11 protein-coding genes and 1 pseudogene are annotated in these 12,457 nt (G+C 51.4%); 2 read left to right on the top strand and 10 right to left on the bottom strand.

Annotated elements, in window-relative coordinates; genetic code table 11:
- Positions 1-19: 19 nt before the first annotated feature.
- The 4 genes from glpX to cmtB are packed head-to-tail and all read right to left on the bottom strand — an operon-like array spanning position 20 to position 4,133.
- A complete protein-coding gene (gene glpX, locus LG381_RS08490) occupies positions 20-985 on the bottom strand; it encodes a class II fructose-bisphosphatase (RefSeq protein WP_222687817.1) in 966 nt (321 codons plus the stop codon).
- Positions 982-2,259: a zinc-binding dehydrogenase gene (locus tag LG381_RS08485; RefSeq protein WP_225762272.1), complete on the bottom strand. Its 1,278-nt coding sequence runs from the start codon at positions 2,257-2,259 to the stop codon at positions 982-984. Before LG381_RS08485 ends, glpX begins: the two co-directional genes overlap by 4 nt.
- Before the next feature lie 14 nt (positions 2,260-2,273).
- Positions 2,274-3,662 (bottom strand): PTS mannitol transporter subunit IICB, encoded by a 1,389-nt coding sequence (gene cmtA, locus LG381_RS08480; RefSeq protein WP_225762271.1) that lies wholly within the window; start codon positions 3,660-3,662, stop codon positions 2,274-2,276.
- Between the two features lie 27 nt (positions 3,663-3,689).
- Positions 3,690-4,133: a PTS mannitol transporter subunit IIA gene (gene cmtB, locus LG381_RS08475; RefSeq protein WP_225762270.1), complete on the bottom strand. Its 444-nt coding sequence runs from the start codon at positions 4,131-4,133 to the stop codon at positions 3,690-3,692.
- A gap of 389 nt (positions 4,134-4,522) precedes the next feature.
- On the opposite strand from cmtB, the pseudogene LG381_RS08470 reads away from it, so the two are divergent.
- A pseudogene (locus LG381_RS08470) lies at positions 4,523-4,697 on the top strand (prohibitin family protein); the annotation flags it as partial.
- 217 nt (positions 4,698-4,914) lie between these two features.
- Here the strand turns inward: LG381_RS08470 and tkt are convergent.
- Complete coding sequence (tkt, locus tag LG381_RS08465; RefSeq protein ID WP_000098618.1) at positions 4,915-6,906, bottom strand: transketolase; 1,992 nt, start codon at positions 6,904-6,906, stop codon at positions 4,915-4,917.
- A 277-nt stretch (positions 6,907-7,183) separates the two neighbouring features.
- Here tkt and loiP point away from each other — a divergent pair, with 277 nt between their 5' ends.
- The gene (gene loiP / locus LG381_RS08460) at positions 7,184-7,942 is read left to right on the top strand and encodes a metalloprotease LoiP (RefSeq protein WP_010347931.1); all 759 of its coding nucleotides are present in this window, start codon (positions 7,184-7,186) and stop codon (positions 7,940-7,942) included.
- Between the two features lie 208 nt (positions 7,943-8,150).
- Here the strand turns inward: loiP and speB are convergent, their stop codons facing one another.
- From speB to LG381_RS22335, 5 genes are all read right to left on the bottom strand, one after another.
- Positions 8,151-9,071: an agmatinase gene (speB, locus tag LG381_RS08455; protein WP_000105566.1), complete on the bottom strand. Its 921-nt coding sequence runs from the start codon at positions 9,069-9,071 to the stop codon at positions 8,151-8,153.
- A gap of 135 nt (positions 9,072-9,206) precedes the next feature.
- On the bottom strand, positions 9,207-9,938 hold the full coding sequence (locus tag LG381_RS08450; RefSeq protein ID WP_225762269.1) for a hypothetical protein: 732 nt from the start codon (positions 9,936-9,938) through the stop codon (positions 9,207-9,209).
- A 145-nt stretch (positions 9,939-10,083) separates the two neighbouring features.
- Positions 10,084-12,060 (bottom strand): biosynthetic arginine decarboxylase, encoded by a 1,977-nt coding sequence (speA, locus tag LG381_RS08445; RefSeq protein WP_010347927.1) that lies wholly within the window; start codon positions 12,058-12,060, stop codon positions 10,084-10,086.
- Positions 12,061-12,068: 8 nt separating this feature from the next.
- Entirely contained in the window at positions 12,069-12,200 is a 132-nt protein-coding gene (gene yqgB, locus LG381_RS08440) for an acid stress response protein YqgB (RefSeq protein ID WP_001338822.1), read from the bottom strand.
- A 95-nt stretch (positions 12,201-12,295) separates the two neighbouring features.
- On the bottom strand, positions 12,296-12,439 hold the full coding sequence (locus LG381_RS22335; RefSeq protein ID WP_272941840.1) for a hypothetical protein: 144 nt from the start codon (positions 12,437-12,439) through the stop codon (positions 12,296-12,298).
- Positions 12,440-12,457: the final 18 nt, after the last annotated feature.

Raw genomic sequence — 12,457 nt, 5'->3', positions numbered from 1 at the left:
GTCTTCCGATAGATCACCATCAATGCAGGGAATCAATTATATTACACGTTTGGTCCGCGCCGCCGATCAGTAATGTCTGCGTCCGCACTCCATTCGCCGTCTGTTGTATACCGTTCACCAGCTCTCCGCCCGTGACGCCTGTGGCGCTAAAGAGGATATCTTTCCCCCTCACCAGTTCGTCGAGTGAGTACACACGGTTAACGTCAACCCCCATTTCCTTACAACGCTTGCGCTCCTGCTCTGCAATTTGCCGATTTTCTGTGTAGTCACCTTTGGCCTGGCAAAAATCGATTAATTCCGCCTGCATATCCCCGCCTAACGCTTTAACAGCACAGGCAGAGATAACGCCTTCCGGCGCGCCGCCGATGGTGTACATCACGTCGTAAGGATTATCCTGCCAGCAGGTCAGTACACTGGCGGCGACATCGCCATCCGGCAGAGCAAAAACCTTCACGCCAAGCTGCGTCGCTTCCTCAATCGCGGCACTCAGGCGCGGTTTATCAAGCGTAACCATACGTAACCGATCCAGTGGTTTACCTAACGCTTTCGCCACATTGCGCAAGTTTTCTGTAAGGGGCAAAGACAGATCGATTGCCCCGGCAGCCAGTCGATTAACGACCAGTTTTTTCATATACATATCGGGCGCGTGAAGCAAGCTGTCTCGTGGGGCGAAGGCCATGACCGCCAGCGCATTGCTCTGCCCCATCGCCACCATCCGCGTGCCTTCAATCGGGTCAACCGCGATATCGACTTCTGGCCCATCGCCTTTGCCCACCTCTTCGCCAATCCACAGCATCGGCGCATGGTCAATTTCCCCCTCGCCGATAACCACTCGCCCACGAAAAGCGACGTCGTTTAATGCCTGGCGCATCGCAGTGACCGCCAGGCCATCAATTTTATTTTTATCGCCACATCCGGTTTGCGGCCAGGCAGCCAACGCTGCCTGTTCCGTAACGCGAAATAATGGCCACGCCAGGGACATCATTGCGCGGCCTCCCCGATATCAACGCCAAATTGCGCCAGCAGATATTTCTCGGCCTGTTCATTCCAGATGCCGTGCGTTTCCTCAACCAGCCGCGCCAGCTCTTTAAACAGCGGATCGGTTTTGCCTTTTTCGGCAAAATCGGCAATGGCAGTGAGCGGCATGGTGACGCCGTTATAAATGAGTTTTTTACCGCCGGGGATATCCGGCAGATTGAGCACGGTTTCTGGCACCGCATCCAGCCCACCAATATGGGTCACCATAAACGACGGTTGCAACTGCCCCGTGGCGCTAAGGGCAATCGCCTCTTTCATGTCGTCCGTTGAACCGCCAGATGTACCGACGACGTGCGTGCTGTTGTAATGGACGTTGTAGAAGTTAAACGGCACTTTGAAGTTTTTATCCGTCGGGCCGGCAAAGAAGTTCAGGCAGCCGTCTTCTGCCAGCAACTCATCAGCCATCTCAACGACCGAAGGCACCGCTGCATAGACAAACACGTCATCGAACCCGGCATCTCCTGTCAGCGTCCGCAGCGTCTGGACTGGATCGCTCATCCCTTTGGTATTCACATACACCAGCTCAATGCCTTTACTGGCCGCCAGTTCTACCGGCAGCAACTTCTGCACCTGTGCCAGGCGTTTTTCGTCGATATCGACCACCACTACCCGCGACGGTTGTATGACGCCGTTAATGGCGTAATCGATAGCGCCAATTCCCATCGGGCCAGCACAGGCCAGCAGCGCAATATTGCCGCCAGGTTTGACGCCCATGCGGTGCTCATAAACATATTGCGTGGTGTGATAATTGGCATGATAAGCGCCAATTATGCAACACATCGGCTCCGCGAGCGACGCCGCAGCAAAATAAGAACCGTGATAAGGTAATACACAGCCCAGGTTAATGGCGATTTCGGGAATAATCATATAGGTGGCATTACCGCCGAAATATTCGTAGCTGTATCCGGCTGAATATCCACTGGGTAATCCCATTGCCGGTTGCAATACAAAACGCTGGCCTTTTTTATATTTGCCAGTGAGATTTTTACCCACTTCGACAATAACCCCGGCACATTCATGCCCGGTAATGACCGGATGATTTTCTAAATCGTCGGGTACGCGTTTATGTTCACTACCGAGTAACGCCGCTTTCCAGGTCGATAAACAGACGCTGTCAGAAATTACACTCACTAACAGTTCATTATCGGTAATTTCGGGCAGTTCAAATTCGCGCAGACGGACGTCCCGCTTGCCATAAATAGCAGCAACTTTGGTTTTCATTTTTATCTCTGTAATCAGTGTTTATGTTCGGCGGTTAATTGATTAAATAAGGTGTCGAGTTTTGGATCACCAATGTAGTTATTAATCAATATCAGTGGTTTGTCCGTCACACGTTTCACGCGCCCTTCCAGACTGGCGTGTGTGACCACAATATCGGCATCCGCAGGCACGTTTTCTATCGCGTAATGTTTTACTTCTATTGCCAGCCCCGCTTTTTCCAGGCGCTTACGGAAGGTGGTTGCGCCCATCGCGCTGGAGCCCATCCCCGCATCGCAAACAAAGGCAATACGCTTAACCCGGCATAACGAGAATGCACCTTCTTGTTTCATCGCTTTAACCGCATTGGCTGACTGAGCAAACTCATCTTCGCTCTCCGTTTCCACCATTTTTTCCATCTTCAGTATCAGGGAAGTGATGGCAAAGGACACCAGAGTACCGAGCGTAACACCGGCGATTGTCGCCAGGAACGAACCTTTCGGCGTCAGTGCCAGGTAGGCAAAGATAGACCCCGGACTTGGGCCTGCCACCAGACCACCGTCCAGCAAATTAAACATCCAGGTTCCAGACATACCGCCCGCAATCATGGCGATAATGGTCAGCGGCTTCATCAGCACATACGGGAAATACAGTTCGTGGATGCCACCGAGGAAGTGAATAATCATCGCACCAGGCGCAGAACGTTTACTCATCCCTTTACCAAACAAGGTAAACGCCAGCAGCAGTCCTAAGCCAGGCCCCGGATTCGACGCCACCATAAAGAAGATGGATTTGCCGTTAACCGAAGCCTGTTGCATCCCCAACGGGTAATAGACGCCCTGATCTATCGCGTTATTGAGGAAAAGCACTTTCGCAGGTTCATTGATAACAGACAGCAGAGGCAGATATCCCGCATGTACCAGCGCCTCAATACACTCTTTGACGAAAGTATTGGCAATTAACACCGCTGGACCGATAACTTCAAAACCTAGCAGGCAGAGAGCCATCCCGGCGATACCTAATGAGAAGTTATTGATAACCATCTCAAAACCAGCGGGGATGCGTTTTTCCAGTGCCTTATCGATATATTTAATCATCAGGCCGCCAAGCGGTCCCATAATCATCGAACCCAGGAACATGGGGATTTCAGCACCCACAATTACGCCAATCGTCCCTATTCCCCCCATCACCGCACCGCGTTTACCGCCGACCAGGTGACCACCGGTAGAACCAATCATCACCGGTAATAAATAGGTAATCATTGGGCCGACAATTTTGGCGAAATGTTCGTTAGGCAGCCAGCCGGTAGGAATAAATAATGCAGTAATAAAACCCCAGGCAATAAAAGCACCGATATTGGGAATGACCATAGCGGTCAAAAAGCCCCCAAAAGCCTGAACCTTTGCACGAGCAGACTTGTTTTCCATAATATTATCCTGTAGAGGAGAGAGTTATTATTCGCGGCTGATAATGTCCGCTAATTGTTTTTCTGATGATGCTGTTAAGAGTTGTTCAAGTATTTCTTCTTCGCACAGTAGTTCACTTAACGCCTGAATAGCGCCAATGTGCGAATCGGCATCGGCAGCAGAAAGCCCGATGAGTAATTTAATCGGTTCGTCATTCCCAGGAAAATAAACACCTTGTTTAAGTAACGTCAAAGACATTCCGGTTTTGAGCGCCCCACATTCTGGTCGCGCATGAGGCATTGCTACGCCTGCTGCGAGAATATAATAAGATCCGTTGTTAATGGTGGAATCTTTAATAGCCTGAATGTAATTCTCGTTGATATAATTTTTTGTTAATAATGATGCCATCGAAAAATCAATAGCCTCCTGCCATTCTTTAGCTGCATGTATCACTGAGATTGATGATTCTGGAAAATAATCAATAAGCCGCATAAATTATCCCTATTTTTAGAGTACCGACTGTCGGTGAAAATAAAATACGCGCGCAAAAAATTGAAAGCAATTGGGCTAAAAAGGCGAACCACCAGAAGAGGAAAAATAAACAAACCATAAATAACAATAAGTTGCGATTAACAATTATAAAGTCAACTTTCTGTTTGTGAGTTGGATTGCAAATAAGACAAATTTATGATTGTTGTGTTTGTGATCATGTTCACCATTTATAGCTTGAAAGTCCGGAAACAGATAAAATTAAATCTTACAGCCCCTTCTTTATAGATTCTTAATTGTTCGAGATTGACTGTTATCCTCACATCAGGGGGGCATATTCCTTGCTTTGCTCAATTTCTGACGCTTATGAGAAGTCGATTGAAGATCGAATGAAAGCGGAGACTATTGCGTAAGAGGTGCGGCTGAAGCCGAAACTATTCGCCTGCGGGGTGAAGCTCTGCGGGACAATCCCAGTCTTGTGCCCTTACCACTGCTGAGCGTTGGGATGGCAAATTACCCGATACCATGAACCCCGGCAGTACCGTTCCGTTTATCTCGACCAAGTAAAAAGAGCCGCGTTTGCGGCTCTTGAGACTGATGGCAAAGGCTAAACTGCCTGATGCGCTACGCTTATCAGGCCTACACAGTCCCTGCAATTTATTGAATTTGCATGATTTTGTAGGCCGAATAAGGCGTTCACGCCGCATCCGGTAGGAACAACACGCACTTTGCCAACAATATGAAGGGCTGCTTTCGCGACCCTTCTCACAAAGCATCTTACCGATTACAGCAGTTCTTTTGCTTTCGCTACCACGTTTTCAACGGTGAAGCCGAACTCTTCAAACAGTTGCTCTGCCGGTGCAGATTCACCGAAGGTGGTCATGCCGACGATAGCACCGTTCAGACCAACATACTTGTACCAGTAGTCAGCAATACCCGCTTCTACTGCAACGCGTGCAGTAACCGCTTTCGGCAGTACGGATTCACGGTAAGCAGCGTCCTGCTTGTCGAATGCGTCGGTAGACGGCATGGAAACCACGCGCGCTTTCACGCCTTCGGCAGTCAGTTTTTCGTAAGCGGCAACAGCCAGCTCAACTTCAGAACCGGTAGCAATAAAGATCAGTTCCGGCTGACCGGCACAGTCTTTCAGCACATAACCACCGCGCGCGATGTTTGCCAGCTGCTCTTCAGTACGTTCCTGCTGCGCCAGGTTCTGACGGGAGAGGATCAGTGCGGTCGGGCCGTCCTGACGCTCAACGCCGTATTTCCACGCTACAGCGGATTCAACCTGGTCACACGGACGCCATGTAGACATGTTCGGGGTCACGCGCAGAGAAGCAACCTGCTCAACCGGCTGGTGAGTTGGGCCATCTTCGCCCAGACCGATGGAGTCGTGGGTGTAAACCATCACCTGACGCTGTTTCATCAGCGCAGCCATACGTACCGCATTACGTGCGTATTCTACGAACATCAGGAAGGTGGAGGTGTACGGCAGGAAGCCGCCATGCAGGGAGATACCGTTAGCAATCGCGGTCATACCGAACTCGCGAACACCGTAGTGGATGTAGTTACCGGCAGCATCTTCGTTGATTGCTTTAGAACCAGACCACAAGGTCAGGTTAGACGGAGCCAGGTCAGCGGAGCCGCCGAGGAATTCCGGCAACAGCGGACCGAACGCTTCGATGGCATTCTGAGACGCTTTACGGCTGGCGATTTTCGCCGGATTAGCCTGCAACTTCGCGATAAACTCTTTCGCTTTCGCGTCGAAGTCAGACGGCATTTCGCCTTTCATACGACGGGTAAATTCAGCGGCTTCCTGCGGATAAGCTTTCGCATAAGCAGCGAATTTCTCGTTCCATGCGGATTCTTTCGCCTGGCCTGCTTCTTTCGCATCCCACTGAGCATAGATTTCAGACGGGATTTCGAACGGTGCATATTTCCAGCCCAGTTGCTCGCGGGTCAGGGCAATTTCAGCGTCACCCAGCGGCGCACCGTGGGAGTCGTGCGTACCGGCTTTGTTCGGCGAACCGAAACCGATGATGGTTTTGCACATCAGCAGGGACGGTTTGTCAGTCACTGCACGCGCTTCTTCTACTGCGCGTTTGATAGATGCCGCGTCATGACCGTCGATATCACGAATAACGTGCCAGCCGTAGGCTTCGAAACGCATTGCGGTATCGTCGGTGAACCAACCTTCAACGTGACCATCGATAGAAATCCCGTTGTCATCGTAGAACGCAATCAGTTTGCCCAGCTTCAGCGTGCCCGCCAGAGAGCAAACTTCGTGGGAAATGCCTTCCATCATGCAGCCATCGCCCATGAAGGCGTAGGTGTAGTGGTCGACAATGTCGTGACCCGGACGGTTAAACTGCGCCGCCAGCGTTTTTTCTGCAATCGCCATACCGACTGCGTTCGCAATACCCTGCCCCAGCGGACCAGTGGTGGTTTCTACACCTGCGGTGTAGCCCACTTCCGGGTGGCCCGGAGTTTTGGAGTGCAGCTGACGGAAGTTTTTCAGTTCTTCCATCGGCAGATCGTAACCAGTGAGGTGCAGCAGGCTGTAAATCAGCATGGAGCCGTGGCCGTTGGACAGCACAAAGCGGTCACGGTCAGCCCAGGACGGATTCTGCGGGTTGTGTTTCAGGAAATCACGCCACAGGACTTCGGCAATGTCAGCCATACCCATCGGGGCGCCCGGGTGACCGGATTTGGCTTTCTGTACTGCGTCCATGCTCAGCGCACGAATAGCATTGGCAAGCTCTTTACGTGAGGACATTTTGACTCCAGATCGGATGATGAAGGGCACGCCCTTAACGACTTGACGACAGCGCGTTTTGGGCTACGCCGGAAAATTTGCCAACAATTTACCGCAAGCCGCGCGTCATGTACATGGAACATCCTTTTGCCGCTTCAGAAATCTCTGGATCATGCTCGCATGTTGCGCAATCTGCTCGCCCGTCCGCTGCGCTTTTCCTTATACTGAGACTGAGCGTCGGTTCACCTGCAAACGGCGCATTTTTAGAATAATCCTGACCTTGTGCGGAAGAGAAAACATGAAAATTCGCGCCTTATTGGTAGCAATGAGCGTGGCAACGGTACTGACCGGTTGCCAGAATATGGACTCCAGTGGACTGCTCTCATCAGGAGCGGAAGCTTTTCAGGCTTACAGTTTGAGTGACGCCCAGGTGAAAGCCCTGAGCGATCAGGCATGTCAGGAGATGGACAGCAAGGCGACGATTGCGCCAGCCAATAGTGAATATGCTAAGCGTCTGACCACCATAGCCAACGCGCTAGGCAACAATATCAACGGTCAGCCGGTGAATTACAAAGTGTATATGGCGAAAGATGTAAACGCCTTTGCAATGGCCAACGGCTGTATCCGCGTCTATAGCGGGCTGATGGATATGATGACGGATAACGAAGTCGAAGCGGTGATCGGTCACGAAATGGGGCACGTGGCGTTAGGCCATGTGAAGAAAGGGATGCAGGTGGCACTTGGTACAAACGCCGTGCGAGTAGCTGCGGCCTCTGCGGGCGGGATTGTCGGCAGTTTATCGCAATCACAACTTGGTGACCTGGGCGAAAAGCTAGTCAATTCGCAATTCTCTCAACGCCAGGAAGCGGAAGCGGATGATTATTCCTACGATTTGTTGCGCCAACGCGGCATCAGCCCGGCAGGTCTCGCCACCAGCTTTGAAAAACTGGCGAAACTGGAAGAAGGTCGCCAAAGCTCAATGTTTGACGACCATCCGGCATCCGCCGAACGCGCCCAGCATATTCGCGATCGTATGAGCGCGGATGGGATTAAGTAAGGTCCGGTAGTACCGAACGTAGGTCAGATAAGGCGTTCACGCCGCATCTGACACGAATGGCACATTTGTCACCCCGTGCGCATTGCCGGATGCGATGCTGACGCATCTTATCCGGCCTACGGGTGCCGAACGTAGGTCAGATAAGGCGTTCACGCCGCATCCGACATTAATGGCACATTTGTTACCCCGTGCGCATCCTATCCGGCGCTTACTCGCCCTTTTTCGCCGCCTGAATATACAGCATCTCCAGCGCCAGCGTCGCTGCTGCCAGAGCGGTGATTTCCGACTGATCGTATGCCGGAGCCACTTCCACAACGTCCATCCCAACAATGTTGAGATCTTTCAGGCCGCGTACCAGTTTAATGGCGCGATCGGAGGTCAGGCCGCCAATCACTGGCGTACCGGTTCCTGGCGCGAATGCCGGATCAAGACAGTCGATATCAAAAGTCAGATAAACCGGCATATCACCCACAATCTGTTTCACCTGGGCGATAACATCATCCACGCTGCGATCGTTCACCTGGCAGGCGTCCAGCACGGTAAAGCCGTTGTCTTTATCAAACTCGGTACGAATACCAATCTGTACGGAATGATTCGGGTCGATCAGCCCTTCTTTCGGCGCGGTATAGAACATGGTGCCGTGGTCAAATTCACAACCGTTCGCATAGGTATCGGTGTGGGCGTCAAAGTGTACCAGCGCCATTTTGCCGAAATGCTTTGCATGGGCGCGCAGCAGCGGCAGCGTAACAAAGTGGTCACCACCGAAGGAGAGCATACGCTTACCGGCAGCCAGCAGTTTCTCGGCGTGCGCCTGCAATTTCTCGCTCATCTCACGAGCATCGCCGAAGGCATATACCAGATCGCCGCAGTCCACGACGTTCAGGCGCTCGCGCATGTCGAAATTCCACGGGAAACGGTTGTGTTCCCAGGCCAGGTTAGTTGATACCTGACGGATAGCCGCCGGACCGTGACGACCACCCGCACGACCAGAAGTGGCCATATCGAACGGTACGCCGGTAATGACCCAGTCAGCATCGCTGTCATACGGCTGGAAGTTCATCGGCAGGCGTAAAAAACCAAAGGCGTTGGAAACCAGTGAGTTATCGTATTGATGCCCTAAGGTGCTCATGGATGGACTCCTCTTACAAAGTCGATATAAAAAAACCCTTCCGCGTCGTTAGGCCCGACGAGGAAGGGTTGGATTTGCGAAACACAAGTTTGCGCTAATTATCGCCTTAAATGGGCGAGGCATCAAGCGAGGTTGCTATTTACGACACGGTGGCGGCGCATAGCCAGTGTTGTCTGCCGGAAAGGCTTGTCCAGAGCACGGCGGCAGCGCGTTTTTCTCCGAGCCTTGCAATTCAAAGGCGGCAAAGCCGATCACCCCGGTATTACGCACATCGCCTTGCGCCGAATTGGCGGCGTAGGAATCTGCAACATTGACGAACTGAAAAGCCGCTTCGGTATGTTTATCTTTGCGGAATCCTTTAATCGCTAACGAATCACCGGCATTCACAATATAGCCATTGTTATTCAACGAACCTTGTTTACCATTCAGAACATCCAGGCCATCAACCGTAGCAACGATCTCGTAATTGGTGTTTCGGCTGTAGTTACGGACATATAATTGATAATTCATCCCCACTCTGGCATGAACAATATATCGCGGTTCATTATTTGATGAATCATAAACTCGCGTAATAGGTAGAGAATTAAAATTCGCATCACGAATAGCATATTCCAGTTCGTTAATACGAATGCTATAAACACGGTCGTAGCCGGAAGGAGTATTTGTCGAATAATTAATAACGATCATCTCTGCCGGATCGCGCCAGGCGCGTTCAGCAGATACGCCCTGAACCGTTGAATGCACATCCCCACCCCAGGCGGTGCCGACATTGCCCGATGCACTGCTATTATACTGCGCATTACTTGAGCAACCAGCCAACAACACGATTAATGCCACCAACGCGCTACGTACTTTCCATTTTTTCATAACCGTTCCCTCTGCATTTAATTAATGCAGTGATTGTAGGGTGATTATTTAATAAGAAAAGCAGCCAAATTATTTTTAAGAATATATAAAAAGAAAGCGGGCCGATTTACGTAAATAAATCGACCCGCCAGCGGAATAATCTTAATTATTCATCTTCAAGATAGGTATATCCGTACAACCCTGCCTCGAACTCTTCCAGGAACTGTTGTTGCAGCTCAGCATCCAGATCGGTTTTCTTCACTTGATCACGGAACTGGGTTAACAGCGTTTTCGGATCGAGCTGTACATATTGCAACATGTCCGCAACGGTATCGCCTTCATCAGACAGCTCCACTTCTACGCTACCGTCAGGGAAGACAAACACATCTACCGCTTCGGTATCACCAAACAGGTTGTGCATGTTGCCGAGGATCTCCTGATAGGCACCGACCATAAAGAAACCGAGCATCGGCGGATTTTCTGGATCGTACTCCGGCATAGGCATTGTCGTGGCAATACCGTCACCATCGATATAGTGGTCGATAGCACCGTCAGAGTCACAGGTGATATCCAGCAATACGGCACGGCGTTCCGGCACTTGATCCAGCCCTTCCAGTGGCAGAACCGGGAACAACTGGTCGATCCCCCATGCGTCCGGCATTGACTGGAACAGCGAGAAGTTGACGTACATTTTGTCCGCCATACGTTCCTGCAATTCATCGATAATCGGACGATGAGCACGGTTTTGCGGATCCAGTTGCTTCTGCACTTCATGGCACATGCTCAAATAAAGCTGCTCAGCCCATGCGCGTTCTTGCAGGCTAAAGGTGCCGGAAGAGTAGCCGATATGAATATCGTGCAGATCCATCTGGCTGTCGTGTAACCATTCACGCAGAGAACGGCGAGTTCCCGGTTCGTGCATCTCCTGCCAGGTTTCCCACATGCTTTGCAGTGCGCGCGGCGCATCTTCTGCGGGCGCGGTCGGCACCGTGTATTCGTTACGTTCCACGCCGATGATATTAGACACCAGCACGGTATGGTGCGCAGTCACCGCACGACCCGATTCGGTGATTACCGTCGGATGCGGCAGGCCATTTTCTTCACAGGCATCGCCAATCGCCCAGATGATGTTGTTGGCGTATTCATTGAGGCCATAGTTCACCGAACAATCGGACTGTGAACGAGTGCCTTCATAATCCACGCCCAGGCCGCCGCCGACGTCAAAGCACTGAATATTGACGCCGAGCTTGTGTAGCTCAACATAGAAGCGTGCAGATTCCCGAACGCCGGTAGCGATATCGCGAATATTCGCCATCTGCGAACCGAGGTGGAAGTGCAGCAGTTGCAGGCTGTCGAGACGTCCGGCTTCACGCAGCGTTTCAACCAGTTGCAGTACCTGGGTTGCCGCCAGACCGAACTTCGATTTTTCCCCGCCGGAAGACTGCCATTTGCCAGAACCTTGTGAGGCCAGACGCGCGCGCACACCCAGACGCGGAACAACGTTCAGGCGTTCAGCTTCATCCAGCACAATGGCGATTTCTGACATTTTCTCAATAACCAGATAGACCTTATGGCCCATTTTCTCGCCAATCAGCGCCAGGCGGATATATTCGCGGTCTTTATAACCGTTACAGACGATAACGCTACGGGTCATGCCTGCATGAGCCAGCACCGCCATCAACTCGGCTTTTGAACCTGCTTCCAGTCCCAACGGTTCACCTGAATGAATCAGGGATTCAATCACGCGACGATGCTGGTTAACTTTAATCGGATAAACGAGGAAGTAGTCACCGTTATAACCGTAGGATTCCCGCGCACGTTTAAACGCAGCATTAATGGAACGCAAACGGTGCTGGAGGATCTGCGGGAAGCAGAACAGTGCTGGCAGGCGCTGCCCTTGCGCTTCGCGGGTTTTCACCAACTGCGCGAGATCGACGCGAGCTTCCGGGACGTCCGGGTCCGGGCACACGCTGATGTGACCCAGCTCGTTAACGTCATAGTAGTTATTGCCCCACCAGGCAATATTGTAAGTACGCAGCATCTTGCTGGCTTCCTGGGAGCTCATTGCAACCTCCTGCATGGAGCGTAGTACACCGTGTTCGCCCGCTGACGAAGGCAAACTCATAGACATGTCGTCAGACATAGCGAACCTCAAATTATTTTATTAAGTGTAAAACAGTTAACCACTATCGCAGCCTGAAACTGCGATAACAACCCATAAGCACACGGATTTTCCAGCAGCGTATGCTGACGCTCCGACTGCGCAACCGGTTTCTTTTTCATAACATTATTAAACACATAACCGAACGTAAGTGTGACAGTTCGGCGAAACCACGAGAAAACTCTTGTTTTTTTACAAGAGCGCCCTTGTTCAGTCTTCAGTAACTGTTGCCAGCTCTTGAATCCTGAGAAGCGCCGAGATGGGTATAACATCGGCAGGTATGCAATGCAGAGATGCAGAATGCGGGGAACGAATCTACACCAGAACGGTGCGACAGATTAAGCAGCAGACAACGATTCATTATTTCGTATCACCTCCA

The organism is Escherichia sp. Marseille-Q3837, from assembly GCF_916618735.1.
Classification (GTDB): domain Bacteria; phylum Pseudomonadota; class Gammaproteobacteria; order Enterobacterales; family Enterobacteriaceae; genus Escherichia; species Escherichia ruysiae.
This window is presented reverse-complemented; position numbering and strand designations above follow the sequence as displayed.